Origin of the sequence: Pseudomonas sp. AP42 (assembly GCF_001728935.1) — a bacterium.
GTDB classification, from domain to species: Bacteria; Pseudomonadota; Gammaproteobacteria; order Pseudomonadales; family Pseudomonadaceae; genus Aquipseudomonas; species Aquipseudomonas lactis.
Genome location: NZ_LYSO01000035.1, coordinates 16,777 through 38,530 on the forward strand (window position 1 = coordinate 16,777; position 21,754 = coordinate 38,530).

At 57.8% G+C, this 21,754-nt stretch carries 28 protein-coding genes and 1 tRNA gene; 10 read left to right on the forward strand and 19 right to left on the reverse strand.

Annotation, left to right across the window (positions count from 1 at the left end; all coding sequences use genetic code 11):
• Positions 1-51: 51 nt before the first annotated feature.
• The 17 genes from A7K61_RS14835 to A7K61_RS14915 form a co-directional block, all read right to left on the reverse strand.
• Complete coding sequence (locus tag A7K61_RS14835) at positions 52-615, reverse strand: phage baseplate assembly protein V (protein WP_069557842.1); 564 nt, start codon at positions 613-615, stop codon at positions 52-54.
• Positions 612-1,142: a hypothetical protein gene (locus A7K61_RS14840; protein ID WP_069557843.1), complete on the reverse strand. Its 531-nt coding sequence runs from the start codon at positions 1,140-1,142 to the stop codon at positions 612-614. The genes A7K61_RS14835 and A7K61_RS14840 overlap by 4 nt, the downstream gene beginning before the upstream one ends.
• Positions 1,135-1,791 carry a phage tail protein gene (locus tag A7K61_RS14845; protein ID WP_065935936.1) on the reverse strand — a complete coding sequence of 219 codons (657 nt, stop codon included), beginning with the start codon at positions 1,789-1,791 and terminating at the stop codon, positions 1,135-1,137. Before A7K61_RS14845 ends, A7K61_RS14840 begins: the two co-directional genes overlap by 8 nt.
• The gene (locus A7K61_RS14850; RefSeq protein ID WP_069557844.1) at positions 1,788-2,108 is read right to left on the reverse strand and encodes a hypothetical protein; all 321 of its coding nucleotides are present in this window, start codon (positions 2,106-2,108) and stop codon (positions 1,788-1,790) included. The genes A7K61_RS14845 and A7K61_RS14850 overlap by 4 nt, the downstream gene beginning before the upstream one ends.
• A 2-nt stretch (positions 2,109-2,110) precedes the next feature.
• Positions 2,111-3,106, reverse strand: a complete 996-nt coding sequence (locus tag A7K61_RS14855; RefSeq protein ID WP_043046677.1) for a major capsid protein — start codon at positions 3,104-3,106, stop codon at positions 2,111-2,113.
• Between the two features lie 62 nt (positions 3,107-3,168).
• Positions 3,169-3,507 (reverse strand): head decoration protein, encoded by a 339-nt coding sequence (locus tag A7K61_RS14860; protein ID WP_069557845.1) that lies wholly within the window; start codon positions 3,505-3,507, stop codon positions 3,169-3,171.
• Positions 3,504-4,646 carry a head maturation protease, ClpP-related gene (locus tag A7K61_RS14865; RefSeq protein WP_069557846.1) on the reverse strand — a complete coding sequence of 381 codons (1,143 nt, stop codon included), beginning with the start codon at positions 4,644-4,646 and terminating at the stop codon, positions 3,504-3,506. Before A7K61_RS14865 ends, A7K61_RS14860 begins: the two co-directional genes overlap by 4 nt.
• Entirely contained in the window at positions 4,643-6,124 is a 1,482-nt protein-coding gene (locus tag A7K61_RS14870) for a phage portal protein (RefSeq protein ID WP_069557847.1), read from the reverse strand. The genes A7K61_RS14865 and A7K61_RS14870 overlap by 4 nt, the downstream gene beginning before the upstream one ends.
• The gene (locus tag A7K61_RS14875) at positions 6,124-6,330 is read right to left on the reverse strand and encodes a phage head-tail joining protein (RefSeq protein WP_056783432.1); all 207 of its coding nucleotides are present in this window, start codon (positions 6,328-6,330) and stop codon (positions 6,124-6,126) included. The genes A7K61_RS14870 and A7K61_RS14875 overlap by 1 nt, the downstream gene beginning before the upstream one ends.
• Before the next feature lies 1 nt (position 6,331).
• Positions 6,332-8,332 (reverse strand): phage terminase large subunit family protein, encoded by a 2,001-nt coding sequence (locus A7K61_RS14880; RefSeq protein WP_069557848.1) that lies wholly within the window; start codon positions 8,330-8,332, stop codon positions 6,332-6,334.
• A 3-nt stretch (positions 8,333-8,335) separates the two neighbouring features.
• The gene (locus tag A7K61_RS14885; protein WP_043046670.1) at positions 8,336-8,941 is read right to left on the reverse strand and encodes a hypothetical protein; all 606 of its coding nucleotides are present in this window, start codon (positions 8,939-8,941) and stop codon (positions 8,336-8,338) included.
• Positions 8,942-9,147: 206 nt separating this feature from the next.
• Entirely contained in the window at positions 9,148-9,492 is a 345-nt protein-coding gene (locus A7K61_RS14890) for a phage holin family protein (RefSeq protein WP_069557849.1), read from the reverse strand.
• 527 nt (positions 9,493-10,019) lie between these two features.
• Complete coding sequence (locus A7K61_RS14895) at positions 10,020-10,385, reverse strand: hypothetical protein (protein ID WP_043046668.1); 366 nt, start codon at positions 10,383-10,385, stop codon at positions 10,020-10,022.
• A complete protein-coding gene (locus A7K61_RS14900) occupies positions 10,378-12,597 on the reverse strand; it encodes a VapE domain-containing protein (protein WP_069557850.1) in 2,220 nt (739 codons plus the stop codon). The genes A7K61_RS14895 and A7K61_RS14900 overlap by 8 nt, the downstream gene beginning before the upstream one ends.
• Positions 12,587-12,814 carry a TraR/DksA family transcriptional regulator gene (locus A7K61_RS14905; protein WP_069557851.1) on the reverse strand — a complete coding sequence of 76 codons (228 nt, stop codon included), beginning with the start codon at positions 12,812-12,814 and terminating at the stop codon, positions 12,587-12,589. Before A7K61_RS14905 ends, A7K61_RS14900 begins: the two co-directional genes overlap by 11 nt.
• Positions 12,807-13,325, reverse strand: coding sequence for a phage regulatory CII family protein (locus A7K61_RS14910; RefSeq protein WP_043046664.1), 519 nt, complete (start codon positions 13,323-13,325; stop codon positions 12,807-12,809). The genes A7K61_RS14905 and A7K61_RS14910 overlap by 8 nt, the downstream gene beginning before the upstream one ends.
• A gap of 328 nt (positions 13,326-13,653) precedes the next feature.
• The gene (locus A7K61_RS14915) at positions 13,654-13,914 is read right to left on the reverse strand and encodes a hypothetical protein (protein WP_065929212.1); all 261 of its coding nucleotides are present in this window, start codon (positions 13,912-13,914) and stop codon (positions 13,654-13,656) included.
• Positions 13,915-13,992: 78 nt separating this feature from the next.
• Between A7K61_RS14915 and A7K61_RS31405 the strand changes: the two genes are divergently transcribed.
• The gene (locus A7K61_RS31405) at positions 13,993-14,718 is read left to right on the forward strand and encodes a LexA family transcriptional regulator (RefSeq protein WP_083263099.1); all 726 of its coding nucleotides are present in this window, start codon (positions 13,993-13,995) and stop codon (positions 14,716-14,718) included.
• On the opposite strand, the gene A7K61_RS14920 is transcribed toward A7K61_RS31405, so the two are convergent.
• Positions 14,705-16,486 (reverse strand): hypothetical protein, encoded by a 1,782-nt coding sequence (locus A7K61_RS14920; RefSeq protein ID WP_139129499.1) that lies wholly within the window; start codon positions 16,484-16,486, stop codon positions 14,705-14,707. The genes A7K61_RS31405 and A7K61_RS14920 overlap by 14 nt on opposite strands.
• 166 nt (positions 16,487-16,652) lie before the next feature.
• On the opposite strand from A7K61_RS14920, the gene A7K61_RS33170 reads away from it, so the two are divergent.
• From A7K61_RS33170 to A7K61_RS14955, 8 genes are all read left to right on the forward strand, one after another.
• Positions 16,653-16,829: a hypothetical protein gene (locus A7K61_RS33170; protein WP_171905476.1), complete on the forward strand. Its 177-nt coding sequence runs from the start codon at positions 16,653-16,655 to the stop codon at positions 16,827-16,829.
• Positions 16,826-17,407 (forward strand): hypothetical protein, encoded by a 582-nt coding sequence (locus tag A7K61_RS14925; protein ID WP_069557853.1) that lies wholly within the window; start codon positions 16,826-16,828, stop codon positions 17,405-17,407. The genes A7K61_RS33170 and A7K61_RS14925 overlap by 4 nt, the downstream gene beginning before the upstream one ends.
• 9 nt (positions 17,408-17,416) lie before the next feature.
• Positions 17,417-17,701, forward strand: coding sequence for a phage antirepressor KilAC domain-containing protein (locus A7K61_RS14930; protein ID WP_069557854.1), 285 nt, complete (start codon positions 17,417-17,419; stop codon positions 17,699-17,701).
• Positions 17,702-17,856: 155 nt separating this feature from the next.
• Positions 17,857-18,183 (forward strand): pyocin activator PrtN family protein, encoded by a 327-nt coding sequence (locus A7K61_RS14935; protein ID WP_065929207.1) that lies wholly within the window; start codon positions 17,857-17,859, stop codon positions 18,181-18,183.
• A gap of 48 nt (positions 18,184-18,231) precedes the next feature.
• The gene (locus A7K61_RS14940; RefSeq protein ID WP_069557855.1) at positions 18,232-18,630 is read left to right on the forward strand and encodes a hypothetical protein; all 399 of its coding nucleotides are present in this window, start codon (positions 18,232-18,234) and stop codon (positions 18,628-18,630) included.
• Complete coding sequence (locus A7K61_RS14945; protein WP_069557856.1) at positions 18,627-19,169, forward strand: phosphohydrolase; 543 nt, start codon at positions 18,627-18,629, stop codon at positions 19,167-19,169. Before A7K61_RS14940 ends, A7K61_RS14945 begins: the two co-directional genes overlap by 4 nt.
• Before the next feature lie 251 nt (positions 19,170-19,420).
• Positions 19,421-19,663 carry a DUF4224 domain-containing protein gene (locus tag A7K61_RS33175; protein ID WP_069557866.1) on the forward strand — a complete coding sequence of 81 codons (243 nt, stop codon included), beginning with the start codon at positions 19,421-19,423 and terminating at the stop codon, positions 19,661-19,663.
• A gap of 1 nt (position 19,664) precedes the next feature.
• Entirely contained in the window at positions 19,665-20,714 is a 1,050-nt protein-coding gene (locus A7K61_RS14955; RefSeq protein WP_069557857.1) for a tyrosine-type recombinase/integrase, read from the forward strand.
• A gap of 116 nt (positions 20,715-20,830) precedes the next feature.
• Here A7K61_RS14955 and A7K61_RS14960 read toward each other — a convergent pair.
• Positions 20,831-20,921, reverse strand: a tRNA-Ser gene (locus A7K61_RS14960).
• A 152-nt stretch (positions 20,922-21,073) separates the two neighbouring features.
• Here A7K61_RS14960 and A7K61_RS14965 point away from each other — a divergent pair.
• Positions 21,074-21,745: a Bax inhibitor-1/YccA family protein gene (locus A7K61_RS14965; protein ID WP_003192030.1), complete on the forward strand. Its 672-nt coding sequence runs from the start codon at positions 21,074-21,076 to the stop codon at positions 21,743-21,745.
• The last annotated feature ends 9 nt before the right edge of the window (positions 21,746-21,754 follow it).

A 21,754-nucleotide genomic window follows, 5' to 3' on the forward strand; every position in this document is an offset into this window, starting at 1 on the left:
AACTCCAGAAATGAAAACGCCCGCACGCGGCGGGCAAAAATAAGCGGTTAATCAGTGTTTGTGATTTGCGGTGTTGCCACCCGCATCAATGATTTTGCCGGCACCGTTGATATCACCCGTCACCGTCAGCGGCCCGGTGATCGTCACATTGCCTGTGAGTCCGATGTCCCCGGAAACCACCGTTACGGCGCTATCAGTGACCGTGGCTACGGTGCCGCCGACCTTGATGGTGACGGTCCCGGTAGGCAACGTGATGCTGTAACTATTGGCCTGCCAGTCATAGACCAGCGACCCGCCATCATCAAACCGCCACACCTCAACATGATCCCGATTATCTGGCGGCGGACCAGCATCGCCATATAGACCAGGAATGAAGGTGCCCATTGCCGGGTTGCCGCTAGGGCTGAACAGCTTGCCCTGCTCGCCCAGGCTGGGGACTCGCCAGTTCCGAGCCTTGCCGGCGGCGACGCTGTGCCAACGCACCCAGGCGCTGGTCCACTCCCCTGCCCTGACCCTGACAACCGGCGGCGAGGCCGTCGTATCAACGGCAGCCACCACGCAATCCATCAGCATAGCGGCGATCATGCGGTCGCTTTCCCCGCTGGCGAAGCTCATGCCAGCAACTCCGGTGCGACGTACTGATCTCGACTGCCTGGGCCAATTTCAGGGCTGACACCTATCAACAGCGTGCCCAGCGGCTCATCCGGCCAAGGCCACTCTTCGGTACCGAGATAAATCGTCTGATTCCATTCCACCAGCCAGACCGTGTAACCATCCAGCTCAGGACGGGTCCAGTCCTGCACCGCTTGAATAAACTCAGCGCATTCGATCTCTAGGCCCCAGTTCTGCGCCCGTAGCAACACAATCAACTGAGTCGCCAGCTGCACCACCTGGCGATGATGATCAGCCTGAATGGGGTCAACGATGATCCGCGCTTCGAACTTGCAGACCATGGTGGTTTCACCGGTCCCGATATCAGCTCCCGGCTCAATCTCGGACATCTCCAGGAACACAGCTGGCAATGGGATGTGATCCTCAATGTTCGGCCACGCAGCAACGGTTTGAACACCTGGCAGATGCGCCTGCAGGTGCTGCTCGATAGCTTGATAAAGCTGGTCGAGGCTCAACGTTTCGTCAGACACGCGGCGTCCCCTTTAAATACTTCTGCAGTTCAAAGTTGAGTTCCTGTGTGAGGATCTCCAGCAGACGCTCATCCGCACGCTTCACCCAGGCATCAAAGTGCGGTCGCACTTGCTCCAACGACACCTTGGCCTTCGCCAGGGGAAAGCGGTTGTCGTTTTCTTCGACGAAGCCAGAGCGCCTGCCACCCTGCGCGGCATCCGGGTAATCGGTGGTGTTGAAGTGTTTGCTCGACGTGCGGATCCAGATATCAGCATTGCTGCCGTAGACCTTCTTGTAGAAAGCCCCCTGGTAACGCCGGCCGGCGACTGAAACACCCGCGCCGGTTTGCCGCGCACGCCCGACGCGGCTGGCCTCGATGGCATTGATACCGAACCACAACTTGCCGCGCATATCGCCACCGGTAACCGGATACGCCCGAAGTCGCTGCCGGACGGCGCCGATAGCGATGCGTTCTTGCTTGCCGACAGCCCGTGCAATGTGGGTGCGCAACCAACGGATGGTTTTGTTGATTGCACGCCGCTGAGCCGCCGCTGCCGCCTTGGGCACCATGTCGCCGAACTCTTTCAGCGCCTGAACATGCACCGCCGACGGCTGGATAGTGAGCATCCCGCCGTCGCGTTTCTGCTGGGTATAGCTACCGATGCTCATGGCCGCTTCCTCAAAATCAACGCCACCAGACCGTTGCCGTTAGGTTCAAGTTGCAACAGGTCATAGTCGCCACCGCCATCCAACGCCGTCAGATCAACGCTGACCCGCAGACCTTTGACCAAGCCATCCGAATCCTTGACGCGAATCTCGAAGCGCGGCTCTCGCAGGCCAGTGTTGAGCTTGCCGAACTGAGGCTGTTTCCAGGGTGCCGAGAACATACCCAGCACCGGCTCCGGGCGCCCCTCGATCACAGCACTGTCGCCCAGGGTTTCAAAAACCACGTCGTCGATGTCGTCGATCAGATCCCGGAAGGCCACGATCACATCTCCAGCAGGATCTGCGCCCGAGGCCGCGTGCACAGGTGCAGAGGGTTGGACTGGGCTTCGCCGGCCACACCCTTGTTGAACGGCAGCGGCTCGATCTTGCTGTAGTACGGAATGCCCTGGGTGTTGACCGTTTCCATGTAGTCGGCCGGTGCGAAGGACGAGATATACAGATCAGGGACGCCCTCGGGGATCAGCAACGCCTTGTCGTCGTGGACAAACGCAACACCAGCAACTTTGCCGCGATAACGCTCCCAGACGATCCCGCCGAACTCGAAGGCTTCACGGGCATCGCCACGTAGAGACGCGGCTTGCATGGTGTTGAGGTAAGTCTCTTTGACCGACTTGTGGACGATCAGCTTGTTCCAGAAGTTCTTGCCGCACATGGCGCGGGAGCCGCTGCTGGTGACGCTGCCGAGGGCTTCTTCCTGCATATCCAGCGCCTCGCCGCATTTGACCCGCAACTCGGTATCTGGACTGTTCAAGCCCATCGGTAGCTTCTGGCGATTCACGCCGAAGGATTTATAAATATCCAACAGGACTGTCTTGCCATCGGCGTCCAACACCTGCCCATTCAACGCGCCCATACGCTGGAATTCGTGGGTGGCATCCAGCTGTCGTCGGGCCTTTGCCAGGCGCTTGTTGACCACATCCTGCACGGCCTGCAATTCGCTGCGGGTACCGAAGGCGCGGATGCCCTGGATCTCATCAGCCTTGATGGTGAAGCGCTCAGGCAGGTGCACGGTGTTGAAAGGGATCAACGTGCGCTTGGTCCCGCCAACCACCAGGCCCGAGGTGCCGCGCTCGCCCGATGGCACCAGGGCCAGGGTGTCGCCGTCTTTCTCGATCTGCACGGTCAACGTGCTGATGCCCTCTTCGCGGAAAAGGCCAAGGCTGCTGATACGGCCCGGCAGGTATTCCTGTTCATTGATCGCAGCGGTCAACGAGGAGACACTGAATGCATCGTCTTCAAAAATGGCGATATCGGCCATGGGGAACTCTCCAGAAACGAAAAATCCCGCACTCGGCGGGATGGATAAATGAGGTGAAAGCTTTAGCGGACGATCACGAAATGGGCGGCCAGGGCCTTTTCGGCGGCGGGGTCGAGGCCGGTTAAGTGCGCTTCGCTGACCTCGGCCAGCCGCACAATGGCACGACCGCGCCGGGCAACATCGGACTCGCCCAGCGGGCCATAGAGAATCGCGACGGCGTTTTCGGTACCGTCCTCGGCGGTTGGCTGGTACGGGGCAAACTCGCTGGTGGCGGTGACTAGGCCGAGGATCTGGCCCGGCTCCAGGGCTGGCCCGGCTGCAACGTTGATCGCTTCGCGGGAAATGTTGCCAGCGCCTTCGGACAGCAGGAACTCTCCCGCGTGCATCGATTCGATTTTCATGCTCTTGCTCCTTTCGAGGTTCCGTTCTGTGCCGCCTGACGGGTAGCCCAGATTGAATGGGTGTCGACCTGTTTGGCCTTAATGGTGGGTTCCGGGTCGTTGTCCAGCGGCAGGCTGTTGTTGATCTCAAAACCACCGCCGCTGCTGACCAGCTTGTCAAACAAGCGCGCTCTGACAGCAGCTTCATCCAAGCCAGCGGCCAGGAACTCACCGGTCAGTTCCGGCAATCGTGCCGCGACACACAAGCCGTGCAGCGCTTTTGCCTTGGTCAGCGCCGCAGTGACTACCGCTTCGCTTTCTAGCTTCGTCGAAGCGAGTATCGGGTCCACCAGGTTGCTGATGCCTGCCGCCGCACACCCCTTGGTAACCATCAACGCCAAGCCGGCCGCGTCCAATACGGGTGCTGGATCCGGAGGGTTTACAGGATCAGCCGGCTCGACATCTGGCTCTTCATCTAACTGGGCCAGCAATTCAGCCGGGGCATGCTGGAAGCGCTGCAAGACACTGCCCTGGCCGAGACAGGCTTTGACCTTGAGGCCGTCGCCCACTTCATCTGCCAGGCCCAGCGCCACCGCCTCATTGGCCGTCAGCCATGTTTCGGCGTTGACCATGCGCCGCAGCTCGGCCTCGTCAATGTCGGGCGCCTTGGACTTGTAGGCCGCGATGATCGCTTCCAGCGTCTGGTCCAACACATCAGCAACACGGCGGAAGTCTTCAGCGTCCCCCCCAGTGAATGTATAGGGGTTGTGGATCATCAACATGGCGTTGGCCGCAATCACCACCCGGTGAGCGCCGCACACCGCGACACTGGCCGCGCTAGCCGCCAAGGCATCAATGCGCCCGGTACAGCGGTCGCCCAAGCGCGACAGCGCGTTGTGAATCGCCAGGCCGTCGAACAAGTCGCCACCGATGCTGTTGAACGCAACGATTACCGGCGACGCGCCGTCATCCATGGCACGCAGGTCCTGGACAAACTGATTAGCGCTGACACCCCAGGTGCCGATCTCGCCGTATACAAACACCTCAATGGTTTGCTGCTCGGCTTCACCGCGGGCCTGAAAGGTGTACCAACTCTTATCCGCGACTTTTACCTGCTTGCCAGCCTTGTCATAAATGCGCGGGATCGCTTTTTTACTCATGGTTGTTCCTTGTCATCAATCGGCTCGATGGCATCAAGCGTGGTGTAGTTGAGGCCCAGATCGGTGGACCTGGCGAGGTCAGCGGCGTTTTCCGCGTCGATGGTTTCCGCGTCGTAGCCGTTGCGCAGACACATCTCACTGCGTGAACCGAAGCCCGCTTGCACTTCCATCCGCCGCGCCTGCACGTCCTGCACCGGCTGGATGTAGGCCCAGCCTTGTGGCACCCAACGTGTACGCAGGTATTCGCGTCGACGTTGCGCGTAGTCTTCCAGTACAAGGGCACCGGACAGCACCGCCATGTCCATCCAGGCGGCACGTACCGGGCGACACAGTTGATGCACGTAGACGCCGAATTGCAGTTGCTCCAGGCGCCGCCGGAACTCGTTGAGCACCACCCGCAACGCCCGGTCGTTGACCTCGCGCATGTCGCCCGTGAGGATCTCGTATGGCGTGCCCGAACCCGCTGCCGCAGCCATCAGTTGTTGACGCATGAAGTCCGGGTAGTTGTTGCCGGCGTCCGGTGGTTTGGAGAACTCCACCTCTTCACCTGGCCCCAGCTCCTGCATGGTGCCGGGCTCCAGGGCCACCATCGGTGTGAAGCCGTCGCGGTCGGTGGTCAGCAGTTGCCCCGTTACCGGGTCACGCGGTTGGTGCCCGCTGTCCGGCGCCGGTCGCTTGATGAAGCCAGCAAACAGGTTTGCCACCTCCTGGCGAAACAGCACCGCGTCGTCGTAGTTGTCCAGGCTGCGCAGTCGTTTCAATACCGGTGCCAGACGCGGCACGCCGCGCAGTTGCCCTGGCTCCATGGGTTCGAAGATGTGCAGCACCTGCGTCGCTGGCACCCGTACTAACTGGTTGTACCCGGCGTTCAATGACGACGAATCGCGTGGGTGCGACAAGTACATCCAGTACGCCACACGCTTGCCGGCCGGGCTGAACTCGATCCCGGCGCGGATGACGTTGCCGTTTTTGGCCGTCTCGAACTTGTCGTGCGGAACAAACTCAGGGGCCAGCGCCTGCAGCTGCAGCGGCACCGCTAAACCTTCGCTTGGACTGCGCGGCCGCAAGCGAACAAAACATTCACCAGCAGTTTCCACCGTGCGTGCCACCAGGGCCTGCATGCCGTAGAAGTCAGTCAGCTCGTCTGCGTCCGCTTCATCCACCCAGTCGTCCCACAGCTGCTGCTTGAGTTTGCGCAGTGCCGCGTCGTCCGTGGTCGGCCTTGGCGTGATGCCGGTGCCGATCAGGTTGCTGACGCGCTTGTCGATGACGTTGAACGCGTACGGGTCATTGCGCACCGCTGCCCGCGAGCGGGCACGCAGATTGCGCAGTGCCGGGGTATTGATGCTGTTGATGCCGTTGTCGGTCGCTTCCCAACTGGCCGAACGACGGCCCTCCCCGGCGCCTTCGTAACTGGCCTTGATGTTCGACGGCAGCAAGAATCCATTACGGGTTAGCGTCGGATAATGTCGGGCCATTAGAGTCCCTTGCCTCCATGCATGAGCCGAACCACGCGAGAGCGCGGCCCGGCGGCGTTGGTCAGCGACGTGCGGATCTCGTCGCGAGCCTTGAGCAGTTCGTCGATGGAGCGGTATTCCACCGTGCGGTCGCTGTAGCGCACGGTCTTTTCACCGCGTGCGATGGCGCGCTCGATGGCTTCGAGGTGCTTCGGAGTAAACGACATATCAACGTCTCTTCAGGTAACCGCTGGTGGAGCTGCGGCGTTGAGGGGGTGCAGCGGGTCGCGGTTGGGCGACCGGGGCAACGGGTTGCGGCACCACTTGCGGTGTCGCGGTAGCCTGTGGGGCAACCGTTATACGCTCAGCAGCGACCACCTTTTCATCGAACAAACCGGCCTGTGCCAGTGAGTTCCGTACCCGGTCCCAGTCGTGTTCCTGATATCGGTTGATGCCGAGGTAATGCGCCATCGCCAGGCAATACACCATCAGGTCGAGGGCTTCGTTGCGCTCGGCCTTGCCCTTGATCCACTCGATACGCTTGTGGCCCCGCACGTACTTGGCGACCTTGCGCTCGGCCACGCACTGGGCAAAGAACTCGTCCGGCAGGTCGTTGGCAAAGTGCAGCGCACCTGGGCCGGACTCGAACGGGTAACGGTTGTAGATCCAGTCTTTTGCGGTGTCGGTACCGACAAACCACAGCTCGGCGCCGCCGCGTTCGGTCTGGCCCTTCCAGGTCACATCAACCATGGACGGCCGCTGAGCGATCACCGGCTTACCGGGTTTGCTCGCGCCCTTGATGGCGAAGATGTTGCGCCAGCGCCGCACGCGGCAGAACTGGTAGACCTCGTCGGTGTGGTGGCCGCCGGAGTCGACGGCGACCGCGAGAATGCCCAGGCCGACGCCGCAGGGATGCCGGTACCGCTCTTTCAGCAGTTCATCCAGCACCGCCCAGGTGCGTTCGTCCGACGGGTCGCCCGCAATCACCCGGTGGTCAATGACCCAGCGTTCCATGCCGACACCCCAGCCCATTGCCATGAACTCCAGACGGTCGGCCTGTACGTCGACGGCGCCCGTGATCATCATCACGGCGGCGGGCATCGCACCGAGGGAGAACCCTTCCTGGCGTGCCCGCTCGATCAGTACCGATGCCTTGGTCTGCTCTTGCGCACTGTCCCACACCTTAGCCAGACGGGTGTTGTAGAACACCTGCATGGGCTCAAGGTCGCCTTTGGCCTGTGCCTTTTTCGCCTTCTCGAATTGCTTCGCCAGCGACTTCCAGCCTGTCCAACCCAACGGTGAATACAGCGCGTTGAGATGGAAGCCGACGGTCTCACCATCGCCCTTGGCATGGGCACGCCACTCGCCACGGGCGAGCATATCGCCCTTGTGGTGCTCCTCGATCAGCACGTCGCAGTCAGGCCCGGCGCACTCGTAATGCACCACGCTGACGTCCTGAGAGTAATGCAGCCGCTCCCACTCCAGGGTCTGCATGTGCCCGCAAGTCGGGCACGGCACGTAGTAGTAACGCTGGTCGCTACCCTCGAACAGATCGTCGATGCGCGAGGCGCCCTTGATCGTCGGCGAACTGGAGAAGTAGAACTTGGCATTGCGGCCGAAGGTACTGCCCCGCGTTTCCGCCAGCTCGATGGGGTCGCCCTCTTCGCCTACGTCGACCTCCCAACGGTCGATCTCATCGCCGTACACGTAACGCGCCGACAGCTCGGCCAAGTTGGCGGCAGAGCCGGCAGTGGTGACGTACAGCGAGCCGCCCTCGAACTCCTTGGTGTCCATGGTGTTGCGCGAGTCCCGCGAGCGGCTCGCCGCCACACGCTCGCGCAGCACCGGGGTGGCCTTGATGGTCTTGCCGATCCGCGAAGACACCCGCTTTGCCAAGCCTAGGCTGGGCAGCAGCGTGAGAATGTTCGACGGCACCATGTGGATCAGCGCACCGATCCAGTTCAAGGCGATCTGGGTTTTCATCAGCTGCGAGGCGACCATGGTCACTACGCGCTTGCAGGGGTGAGCCGGTGACAGGCACCGCATCGGCTCGCGTGCGTAGGGCGTTCGCACGGTGCGATACTTCCCTGGCTCGGCGGCGCCGGTATCACGCGGGATGCGCATGTACTCGTCGGCCCACTCGTCCACCCACAGGCTAGGGTCTGGACGCAGCCCACGGAAATACGCCTCACGGTACACCTCAGCGCCGTCAGGTTTTTCCGTTTGCATGGGTTAACTCGTAGTGATCAGATCGCGTTCAAGGTCGGCCGAAGACATGCGCTCGGCCTCTTCCAGAGACAGCCGTAGCGCCTTGGTCAGGTGCTGCTCAATTTCCCAAGGGTCTGTCATCGCCGCCAGTTCAGGGGCTAGTTGCGGGGGCATGCTGAGTAGTTGATCGCGCAGCATGCGTCCGGCGTTGTAGGCACCGGTGGTGACCGCCTTCATGTCCACTAGCGAGCCCTGCACCTTGTGAAACTCGGCCTCGGCCAACTGGGCCAGGTAGTACTCGCGGTGTGCACGAGCTTTCTGGAAGTCAGGTTGCCCGCTCTTCGCGCCAGCAGGCTGCGGCGGCGCAGCCGTGTTAGTCGGCTCGACCATGGGGGACAGTTGGCTGTAAACGTCACGCTGGAGCCGGTCTTGCTGGTGTCGAGCCGCGACGGCGGCCTTGCTGGGGTCGGCGGTTTCGAGGATCAATGCTTCGGTTGCCAGCACGTCGACCTTCTTGCCATCTGGCGAGAGCACCAGGCGGTTGTTGTCTTTCAGCCAGGTGATGTAGCTCGGCGTCCTGCCAATGCGAACCGCGAAAGCGCTTTTCGACAGGAACAGTGGATCCGTCATAAGCCCTCCTTTTCAACGGCTTTTCAATGGAAACCTTTCAATTTCAATGGATTGAATTTCAGTAAGCTGGCAGCCCTGCCGCTAACGCTTTCCCGCGGGTTTCATGCCCCGTGTCCCTCGAATGCCGCCAGGGTCCCCGGCGACTTTTCGGCGCACTATTTTGACGCTTCCCGCTACAGGCCACGTGTTCCGTGGCCTCCAGCACATCATGTCTGACCGCTGCCCGAGGGCGGCACATCGCACACGCCCAACCGCTTGGCGGCCCAGCGTTCATACAGCCCGATGGCGACATCGGCGCCGGCCATCGCGGTGAGGCATCCGATGCTCCCTGCCGCCAGGACCGACATGCCCGAAGCGTGCAGCAACATCATGGTGGAAAGCCCGCAGACCACGCAGGCCCCGGACCGAAGGAGCAAGCGGCGAATCAAAGACCAGCCGCTTACCCCCGCTTTGTCGGCTCGCCATGCCTCGCCGGATATGCCGCCGACCAGGGACAGTACGATCACCATCCAGATCGGCATATCAATAAGCGCTTGCTGCTCGTTCGTCATCGCCCTACCCCATAAACGCAAAAACCCGGCGCAATGGCCGGGTTCAGTGTGGTGGTGTGTCCCGCTGCTTGCGGTCGCACCTATCGAAGATGGGTACTTTTTACAGGTGGATTATCATGGCAGCAAGCAGGTTTTAATGCCATGGAGCAATACGGGTGCCATACGGGTATGACGCAGGTGCAACGGAGGGACAACGCATTCAATCGGCTATCGCTTCTGGTGCCCTGTCTTACTTGTCCCACTATTCTGGATCGAAGTAGGACAGCTACAGGCGCCTAAATACGGGGCTCTGCCCTACTGTCCTACCTTTTTTACTTTTCTCTTGTGTATAGAGAGAAAGTTAAAAGCACGCGTGCGCGCCATGGGCGCGACTACGTGCCTGCTATGCTCATGTGTGCGTGGGGCGGGTAAAGGTTGGACAGTAGGACAGCCCAGCGACGGCGCGGCCTGCGCCTGTCCAACTGCGCGTAATGGCAGCCGGACAAGGCGGGACAGTAGGACAGAGGTATGCGGAGTGACGCCGAGGATCATGCAGCCTTCCCCATCAGCATGCCGGCGATGGATACATGGGCATCGTGTAGTCGACGGTAATAGGTCGGCGCGCTGCAACCGCAATGAAGCATTTTCTGTGAGAGGAAGCTCTCGTGATTGCAGTAGTGCTCCATCACCACTAGGGCTAGCTCGGGCGCCAAGTGCTTGTTGACGATCAGCTCGATATCCGCCGATTCATCCAGCAGCACCCGGCTTCCACGCGTGCCGCGTATCAACTCACCTTTGCACTCCATCAGCATAGCGATCATGTTGCCGCCACTCGGCCCGCCAGCACCGTCCGGCACAGGCGAATGCAGATCCTGCGCCCAGAGTTTGAGCATCTCGTCGATTCGCTTAATCATCGAAGCAAGGCTCCTCGATCACCGCCTGCTGCAACGCAGACGCACGCCCCCAGCCCGCAGGCTTTTCATAGGCCCATGGGCGCACTCCGCTTTTTGGCAGCGCGGGCATACGCCGCTTGCGCCATCCCAACCGGTGCATGATCGCCCCAACCCGCATCTGCTCGGGCTTGCCCCAATGTCCGAAGTCCAGCTTCAGCGCCTGGGTCAGGATCTCGTTGCCGGTAGCGGTCTCCCCGATCTGCGACTCTTCCATCCAGGCCAGGATTGGCCCCTCCCATTCATCCACCACAAAGCGCTCGTCTTGAGCCTCGGCGAACATCTTGGATTCGTCCTTATTCACCCACCAGATATCGCCCGCTTCAAAGCAGAACAGCGCCTCAGCCCATAGCTGATCGCGGATCTCGCGCAGTTGCTCCAAGTCGACCTTGTTGCAGAACACCGGCCAGTAACGACGGTTGCCCGTTGCGTCCTTGAGGTATTCCTCTTGGTTGGTGGTGCCCACGAAAACACACTGGCGTGGCACGTCATTCGTTCTGCGGCCGTAGCTCTCGCGGTAGGTGTCGGTAGACGCGGAGAAGAACTGTTTAGCCTTGGTGCTTTCCGCCTTGTTGAAGCTGTCCAGCTCGCCCAGCTCGACGATCCATTTGCCGCGAATCGCCTGGAAGCTGTCCTTGTCACCGAGGGCAAAAGGCGTATCCATGAACCACTCGCCACCGAGGACGCCCATGGCCGTGGACTTGCCGGCGCCCTGCCCGCCTTCGAGGATCATCACAGAGTCGGCCTTGCAGCCTGGGCGCATCACACGGGCAACCGCCGAGATGAGCCAGCGCTTACCGACCTTGGCCGAGTACTCACTGGCCTGGACGCCCAGCACGTCGGTCAGCCAGGTTTCAATGCGTGGCACGCGATCCCATTCCAGCTTCTCCAGGTACTCACGCACCGGGTGGAAGGCGTGGTCGTGGGCAACCACGCTGACCGCCTCGATCACATGGGAGGCTTTGACCCGCAGGTTGTATTGCTGCGCGAGCCACTTCATCACTCGCATGTCGTCGATGTCTGCCCAGTCACCAGCACCGCCGCCGAAGGGCGCAGACCGCAGCTTAACGATCTTGGAGCTGAACACGCTGTAGCCGATGACACCGGCCCAGCGTTCGTCATTGCCCAGGATCAGCTCGACGTTTTGCATGTGCGCAATGAGGGAGCCGTTTTCGGTGCGGGCCAGTTGGTCTTTCCAACCACCTGCTGCAGGAGGCTTGACCACCGCGAGCACCTGGCGGCGTACGGCCTCCAACCCCTCGGCAACGTGCAGGTCGTTGAAGTCGGTCCACTTGATCTCCCGCCCGCCGGAGAACACCGGGGCGACGACTTGACCGCCGACAACCAACGCGGCGTTGTTGGCTTTCTCTTCGCCTGGGTTCCAAGGGTCACCGTTGGGGCGCTTGGTTTTCCAGTCGTCATCGCGACAGATGATCAGCGGGCAGCCGGGAAAACGCTCGCGCATTGCCTTGGAGACAGGCAGCAGGTTGCCCGCGTCGAACGCGATGGCGACAGTGAGCGAAGTCGCCATGTGCAGGCTTGCGCCTGTGGCGTAGCCCTCACACACCAGCACCGGTTCGCCGGGCTCGGGGTGGGGACCGATCAGGTGGAAAGCCCCCTCTTTTGACATACCGTGCGGCCAGTATTGTTTATCCCGACCGGTGTCTTCTTGCTTGACCGGGAAGATCACCTGCAGACCGACGATCTGGTCACGGACGTTGCACATGGGCACCAAAAATGCGCCAGTACGTGGCGCATAGCGAACCTTGAAGCCAACGATCTGCTTTCGATACAGATAGGCGCTCTTGCCCTTTTCGGGCATGCGCTTGAACAGGCCGGCAGCACGGTTGGCCGCTCGGCGTGATGCGTTGGCTGCAATCTCAGCGGCCTTACGCTTCGCATCTTCCTGCCGAGCGCGCATGACTTCGCGCTCCTCGGGGCTCATACGTCCGGGTTTAACCTTGATCTTCTGGGTATCGCCAGAACGCCAGTCACCGAAACTACCGAAGATCAGCGTCTCGTTTTTTTCGGTACGGTGTTCGTGGATGACGTACCAGCCGTTTTTTTCCTTGCCTTTGTCCTGGGTGGTTTTGCAGCGGGTGAGCTTGCCGAATACCAAGGGCTGAGCGGGCTCAAGACCATAGTCCGCGAACTGATTGATCACATCATCGAGCATAACGGGTAGCCCTCTGATCATCGACGGTCTTGCACTCAATGCAGAGCGTGCAACCGGGCTGTGCCAAACGACGGGCCTCTGGGATAGGGCCGTCGCATTCTTCACAGAACATCAGGGAATGCTGAGCCGTGTTGGACATCAGCGCCAAGCGTGCAGCGACGGCCTGATCGATGCGCTCTTGCACCAGGTCATTTGCGAAATCAGCGATATCAGCCACGTTCCACCCCGCAAGTCGTCTGATTGACGTAGCGGGCGCGGTTGTACATGCCCAGCAACCCCTGAATGCCACGAAACACCAACTGTCGTATCTCAGCCAGCTCACGGTCATCGACCTTGCCGTCGCCAATGTGCTTGGCCCAGGTTTCGGACAAGTCGGCGACCTGCCGGAAAAACATGGCGATACCCGTGGTCAGGGTCTCAGGCATGTCGTTGGTGTACGCCTCAGCCAGTTCCTGCCAGATCGTGTCGCCGACAAGGGCGTGCACCGCATCGAGAATGCGGCGGTCCTTGGTCAGTTCGAGGATCTCACCGAACTCCTGAATGTTGACGGTGTGCGAGGGATGTGTGGGAGACAACTTGTGCTGCAGCGTGGTGGCATTGCGGCCGGTGGTGGCGGCGATTGCGGCGGCACCGCCAGGATAGTCCCGTGCGGCGTGGTACAGGGCTAATTCGAGCGTCAGTATTTCCTTTTGCGCTCGATCAACACAGCTTAAAGCTACTCGGCTCATGGCATTAATCCTACTAAGTTGCCAGTGCCTCGCGACGTGTAGTGGTGATACATTTGCCGCGTGGCTTGAAAGGGCCCAAACGCCGGCAAGATCTAGGGATCGAAACCGGCACCGTGCCGAGGCGAACAATCCGTTGCTCACCTCTAGCGCAACAGCTGCCTAATCTGTGGTGGAAAAGGCAGCAACCCAAGACATCCGTGTCTTGGCAGCGCGATAAAGGGAGGTGGTTTGCATGTGGTGTGCCCTCCTACCTTCGTCGCGACCCGACAGCACTGTGGTGGTGTGTGCCGGGAGGAACTGGGCGGCCCTTGGGTCGCCTTTTTTCTATCTACGCTGCAGCTTTTTGCGGGGCCGATGCGTTGAGCAGCCAGGCAGCGTCAAAAGCGTTGCCCTTTTGCTCTGCAGCAGTCGCTAGAAGCTTCGCGTAGTGCGTTTCACCTGTGTAATCGGTGCGTGGAAGGCTGGCAGCCAAGCGCCATTTATTGAGTGCTTGGTAACTCCTGTCACATACCTTGGCGGCGGCTCCGATGCCGCCTACTGCTTCAAATGCGAACGCGATGGCGTTCGGAAAATCTGCGGGGTCCAACATGGCAACCTCCATTTATCAACTCGCGGTTGATATTAACATCAACTGACTATTGCGCAACCCCTGTGAGAGTATCAACTCATGGTTGATAAGAATGAGCTACGGGCAGCTTTCACGGCGCGCCTTCACGAAGCACTCGACGATGCCGGTGTACGCACCCGGGGGCGTGGGGTGGATATTCATAAGCATTTGGTGAAAGTTGGAGTCGAGAAAAGCACTCAGGCCATCAGCAAATGGCTGAATGGTGAATCTATACCGGAGGCAGACAGCATGGTTGTGCTGTGTTCATGGTTGAAGGTGCGGAGGGAGTGGCTGGAGTATGGCGTGTTGCCTAAAAAGCAGGAAAACGATAGTGATACGCACAGACTCGCAAAAGGGACTGAAAGTAATATTCACGAAGTCACCCGGATCTTTGGGAGGGTGCCATTAATTTCTTGGGTACAAGCAGGCGCGTGGTGCGAGGCCAACTTTGAAACTCATGACGGCGAAACATGGCTCTCTTGCCCTGTAGCAATCAGCGGTAGCGGATACGCACTTAAAGTACAAGGCGACTCCATGACAAATCCAGGACCAGGGCGCAGCTATCCTGCTGGATGCATCATATTTGTGGATCCCGAAGCAGAAACCAAAACAGGGGATCGAGTGATAGCGCGAGTCCCTCGCACAAACGAGGCGACTTTTAAGGTTTTGGTAGAGGATGCGGGGCGACAATTTTTACGCCCTATTAATCCGCAATACCCAATCATTGATATCACGGAAGAGACTCATATTTGCGGAAAAGTTGTTGGATCATTTATTCCAGAATAGGGTCCTTACCACTCCCTAGACGAACAAATATCTCAGATTTAGCAGGCACTTTGGTAGAGACCTTTATTCCAGTCACTCCCCCATTCGCCTCTTCAACATCTACTCCATCAACCTGCAACGATTGAACGACGTGCTTTGTGTAATGCGAATTTTTCCTGGCAACAATAACATCACCAACCTTAACCGAATGAATCTGTAAATCCACAACGACAACTGCCCCTTTCATCAAATGCTCGGACGGCAAGCCTAGGCAAATCAGATCCTTAGGCATTAACGTGATTAACCCATAAGCAAATAGCTGTTCCCGGACATCATCCTTATTTAGAATCCCATCTCGTATTAAGAAGAAAGCCAAATACAATTGATAAGTTGTCAGCAGCCCCCTCTCGTCTAGCAATGCATCTTGCAACTGATGATCGGTAAACGGCGGATTCTTTCTTCTATCAGGGCTTACATACCTTTCGTGATTAACAATATAAAGCCCATAAACTTCAAAACTATTACGCTGCTTCATCCTTCTATTCTTGATCTTGGTGATTTGCGAGCACGCCTTGTCAGTAGAGGTTCCACCGATGCCTTTAATTTCAACTACAAGGAGCTTATCTCCACAATCAACCTGTAAATCTTCCTCTAGAACATCTGATGAATGCTCGTCCTGATTCACGACTGAGTTAAAACCCAGCCACCTGAAGTAATGTGCAACAGCCTCAACCAGATTGTCACCAGTTTCGAAAATAAGACTTCTTAAAAAACCATACTCACTTTTTAAATCAACGATTGCCTGCTCATTTTTTTTAACTCGTTCTTTATAATCACTTTCTATCTTTTTCCGATCACCTAGAAGCTCTACCTCGCCGGGGACAGGAAAAGCGCCATTGTCTAACCACGCAAACTGACCACTGGACGGGAACAATTGCGGAAAGTGCTCGGGCAAAAAAGACTCAAACAACTCAAGAAGAAACCCACTAGTATTCTCCAATGGCGGAAACAGAAACACCACACCTTCTTCAACACTTTGAAGATAAGATACAATCTCTCCCTTATCATTTAAGGCAAGCGGTACAAATCGCTCATCATCCTCATCCCTATAGATACTACTATTCCACCTCTGAGGATGCTCAAACACAACCCCATACTGACTGTCCCCGAAGTACTTCTTTATCAGAGAAAACAATACAGATTCAGGTTCGGCTGCGTGCAATCGCCGACCCACTTTTCCTTGAGACTTTGGAAAAGCCTCATATAAATCCTGAGTAGAACCTGAAAAACCATCATGCCACTCGGTGCCCTTACGGCTAATCTTTACCGTCCTGTAGTGAGCAGATTCGATTGAATCAGCAAAAATTATAACCAAGGATATTTTTTTTAATAACGCATCAATCTCTTTCCCTACAATACTCATTGCACCAGGGCGAGGATCAAAAACACTTTCAGGGTAGCTCGTGTGGATAGCGTAAGCTTCACCTCCCGTAGCATTCCCAACGGAATGAGGGCGATATGAAATAACTTCTTTTTCGCCGCACAAATCCAATACAACCACATCAAATTCGTGCAAATTTTCAGGGTAGTCATAATTCAGAGATACATGTTTAACGTCACCTCTAGATCTATTTGCAACCCCTATAGGACTACCGAGAGTTGCCAACTCAACATTGTAATGTTTTTCTATTAAAAGATCTGAAACATCAGCCTGTATATCAAAAAGACAAATTGCAGGCCTTTCAATTAAAAGTGAGCCGCTTTCTAACTCTTCCCCGACTACATCCATGACAAATTTTCCAATGTTATTGCGGTCCAACCTATTGAATATAGAATCTACAATGAGATGTCAATCCGACATCAGTCACCCAAATCATAAAAATCGCAACGGTTGACAAAAATCAACCAACAGTTGATATTCGCCAAACTCTTCCACCACAGAGCGAGGCAACACCATGCACGCCACAACCACCCTGCACGTCCACCCGGCCGCCGCTAGCCCCTCCCGCATCTTCGAAATCCGCCGCCTGGCACAAGACTGCGGCTGCGCCTTCATCCCGTCCAAACCCAAGCTGAAACAGCGCAACGCACCTGCTCCGTTCGATCCGAACGGCGGAGGGCAAGCGGCATGAACAAGTACAAACTCGATAACCGCACCCTGGCCCTGCTCAAGGCCCAGGTGAGCCTGACCGAAACCTTCAACCACCTGCTGCGTACCGAAGTTCAGCGTGAGGCCCTAGCCTTCCGCCTGAAAGTCGAGCGCCGCAAAGCCGACACGCACTTCACTATTGAGTTGGGCTGCGAACGCCACACGCTGACCCTGACCAATAGTAAGAAGATGCACCTTATGCTTGCGGACTTCATTGAAGAGATCGTCAACGGGCCAACCAGCCCAACCGATCTGTCGTCTTTGCCGCACTCAGATCGCCGCTACGGCGTATTCGAAATTGAACACAAGCAACGTGTGTTCGACCTAGTAAAAACCGGCGGCGCGCTCAGCCTCGATATGGGCTTTGAGCAACCGATCAACCTGGCAATCCATCGCAATAAGACCCGCACTGGCATTACCACCATCATGAGCATCGGTGTCAGGAAGCCACGTACCAAGTGCTTCACGGTGTATGGCAGTGACGTGGAGATCTACTCCATGGTGGCCGAGTCCATCACTCACCTGGCAGCCGTGGCGACTCCAGCCGCGCATGCAGCCTAGGAGGCGTAGATGGAACGTAGCCTGGATAAAGCCGCCAAGTACTTCGGCCTCACCCGGCCCAAACTGATTGCGCTTATGCGTGAAAAGGGCTTGCTCACTGACCGCAACCTCCCGGCGTTCCCTGTACGGGACCGGGAATACCTGCGGATCAAGAACGGCAACTGGTACCACGAGACGGCCGGATTGCAATACAGCCAGTCGACGAAGGTCCGGCAAGCCGGCATGCCCTGGCTGGCGAGTCAGCTGGGCCTTGAACTACCAGCCATCCCGGCAGACAACCGTGACGTGGCCTAGGGAGTACGCCCGCCAGATCGTCGCTATGCACACACGCGAGGAGCGCAATGCCGCGCTCCTCGAAGTGCCGGAGCATCTGAGGGAGCTGACCAAACGCCACTGCCTGAATGCCTGGAACCACCCTTCACGACTCAAACGCAAGGAGGCCGCCGCCCATGAGCAACAACAGTCAAACACCGCTACGGCTACAACCCGCGCCGGATAGCGCAACCGTCGAGATGCTGCACCAACTCTTTGGCGACGTGCTTATCCCACTGGAAAAGCTGCGCGTGCATTACTTCAAGAACCTCAACGAGAAGACTTTCACTGAGGCGATCAACAGCGGCCGTATTCAGCTGCCGGTGACCACCCTGGATCACAGCGTCAAGGCGTTGAGGTATGCCCACATCAAGCATGTCGCGGCACTGATCGATATCCGGGCCTACAGGGCGGATGAGGACATGCCGCGACCACAGACTGATTCAACCGAGCCAGAGCAGTAACACCAACGGCTGCCACCACCAGCCAACAAATCACCAGGAGCACACCACATGACCGTAATTCAAATCTGCGCACTGATCACCATCGTTATCGCGCTCGCGATCCTTTATTGGGTCGGCTACAGAGGCGGCTTAACAGATGGACTGGCTCAGGGCTACGACGAAGGACACGCACAAGGATTTATTGAAGGGATGGACGAGGGGGAGTCAGCGGGCTCTACCGCTCTGGAGCAGATCTCCGAGCGGTGTCGGCGCCTGCAACTGATATTGGACCATCAGCCACTGGATCGCCTCACCCTGTTAGCCATTGCCGAAAAGCTCAAGCTCGCGGCCGACACCTTCCGTGCGGTGAGATCTGACAGCCAGGCAACTCAAGCACTTACCTTACGTGACAAGGCGCTGAACATGGCTGCCCAGCTGGATCCATTCGAGTTGGGAGACGCAGCATGAACTGGATCCTGACCCATTCAGGCAAACACTTTGACCTGCTCGAACCCGACGCCGACATGATCGACCCACGAGACATCTCGCACGCACTGGCCCACCTGTGCCGCTTCAACGGTCACACCCGCGAGTTCTACAGCGTGGCACAGCACAGCTGCATCGTCGCCGAGCTGGTGCCGGAAGAACACAAACTCGCGGCCTTACTTCATGACGCACCCGAGGCATACCTGGGCGACATGACGCGGCCACTCAAGCAATGGATAAGTGCCTATGAGCACTTCGAGGACTGTATCTGGTGGCGCGTCTGTGATCGGTTCGGCATAGCACCAGAACTCCCCGCCTGCGTCCACAAGGCCAACCTGATAACGCTGGCTACCGAACGTCGCGACCTCATGCCACCCGATCCGGCTATCTGGGATTGTTTGGTCGGCATCGAACCCATTGTTGAGACCATCCGCCCCTGGTCTGCAGCAGAAGCCCGCGACACCTACCACCAGCGCCTGATGGACCAACTCGCTATCGAACACCGGAGGAAAGCGGCATGAAGAACCAACAGAACAGCACCAGCGCCTTGTCCGCTTTGCTCCGCACTGCAAATAGTGGCGACACGCTAGAAACAAACAGTCTCTGCTGCGCAGCAGCAGGCATTATTGCTCCTTCCAGAGCCACCGCCGGGGCACTTACACCCCACGACAAGCTGCGCGGGGCAGCGCTCAGTGATGCAACGCTAACCGCTCCAGCTCACCCGCTCGCGCAGCCTGCCTTGGGGTATAAGCCCCATCTACCCGTCAAAACCATCGAAGCCGAAATCCTGTCAGACGAAGAACTGGCCGACCTTACTGGCTATAAACAGCGAGCCCACCAGCGGAGATGGCTCAAAGAACGCAGTTGGGTCTTCATCGAGAGCCGGGGCGGCCGACCATTAGTTGGCCGCATGTACGCTCGCATGAAGTTCGGCATGACCAATCCAATACTAGTCGACCAAAGCCCTCAGTTGACTCGACCAGTTTGGACACCAGACTTCTCTAGAGTTAACTGAAATGCGACCTCGAAACACAGAAAACAGGGACTTGCCGCCTGGCATGGTGCGCCGCAAGCGGCCCCGCAAGAACGGCAAAGTGTGGGTCGGTTATTACTACAGGGATGCAACTGGAAAGGAGATCCCGCTTGGAGGGGACCTCAACAAGGCTCGATTGAAGTGGGCAGAACTTGAGGCCAAGGAAAAGCCAGCAGACCTGACGATCATGAGGGGGATCTTTGATCGGTACGTCCGCGACGTCATACCGAAAAAGGGCGAGCGTACCCAGAAAGACAATCTGGCCGAACTAAAACAGCTAAGACCCACATTCGACGGCGCCCCCATCGATTCCATCACTCCGGCCAATATTGCAGGATATCGTGATGCACGTACGGCCAAGGTTAGGGCCAACCGGGAAATCGCCCTTCTTTCTCACGTGTTTAATATGGCACGCGAATGGGGACTTACCGAGCGGGAGAATCCATGCCAAGGCGTCAGGAAGAATAAGGAGGTGCCACGCGACTATTACGCCAATGCAGTAGTTTGGGATGCAGTTTACGGGACCGCAGGACCGGAGCTAAGGGAAGCAATGGATCTGGCGTATCTGACAGGCCAGCGGCCAGCTGACGTGATCGTAATGCGTAGCGACGACATCGATGGCGATTACTTCCTGGTCACCCAAGGTAAAACAGGACAAAAGCTCAGAATCTTGATGCAAACGGACGCCGGGGAAAACAGCCTCGGGAAATTAGTTCGAGAAATAACAGAAAGAAACGCTCACCACTCATCCAAATACCTGCTGATCAACAAGTACGGGAAGAGGATGACGAAGGGCATGTTGCGCTTACGATGGGACAAGGCACGGGAACAGGCACAGCAGAACGCACTGGATCAGGGGGACTCAATGCTCGCAGCAAAAATTGGAGGGTTTCAGTTTCGTGACATTCGGCCCAAGGCCGCATCGGAAATTGTCGATATTGGCGACGCAAGTCTACTGCTGGGACATAGCAAACAGGAGATCACCAAGCGGGTTTACAGGCGGATCGGCGCCACCGCTAAACCCTCCAAATAGACAAAGTTTCGGAACGCCTAACCGAAAGTTTCGGAACCCCTCTCAGAAACCGACTCTGCCTATCCAAACCCCGAAAACGCAAAAGCCCCGCAATCGCGGGGCTTTTGTGTGAATCTTGGCGGGAAACCAGGGATTCGAACCCTGGGAACGCTATTAACGTTCGCCGGTTTTCAAGACCGGTGCATTCAACCACTCTGCCAATTTCCCTTGTGCATCACAGGATTATAGTAGCCCATCCCGTGTCAGCGGGCGCCATAATACCCGAATGAAACACACTGTCAAACTCTCTGCATCGCTTGTTACAGGGCGTCTGTTATGATCTTTGCGACTGAACGTTTCAAAACTGAAGGAGTGTCGCCATGCGCGAACAGAATTACGCAGTGAATGGCAACGCGCAGGCTGAGCAGCTTGAAGTCAGCCGCGTGTTGCGCAACACCTACGGCTTGCTCGCCCTTACCCTCGCATTCAGCGGCGTGATGGCTTACGTGGCCCAGCAGATGCGAGTCGGTTACCCGAATATCTTTGTCGTGTTGATCGGCTTCTACGGTCTGTTCTTCCTGACCAACAAGCTGCGTGACTCGGCCTGGGGCCTGGTGTCGGCGTTTGCCTTGACCGGTTTCATGGGCTTTATCCTCGGCCCGATCCTTAACCGTTACCTGGGCATGGCCGGCGGTGCGGAAGTGGTCAGTTCGGCATTTGCCATGACCGCCCTGGTGTTTGGTGGTCTGTCGGCCTACGTGCTGATCAGCCGTAAGGACATGAGCTTCCTGGGTGGCTTCATCACCGCAGGTTTCTTCGTGCTGCTGGCGGCGGTGGTGGCCAGCATGTTCTTCCAGATCAGCGGCCTGCAACTGGCGATCAGCGCGGGTTTTGTGCTGTTTTCCTCGGTGTGCATCCTGTTCCAGACCAGCGCCATCATCCATGGCGGTGAGCGTAACTACATCATGGCGACCATCAGCCTGTATGTGTCGATCTACAACCTGTTCATCAGCCTGTTGCAGATCTTCGGCATCATGAGCCGCGATGACTGATCAGCCAGC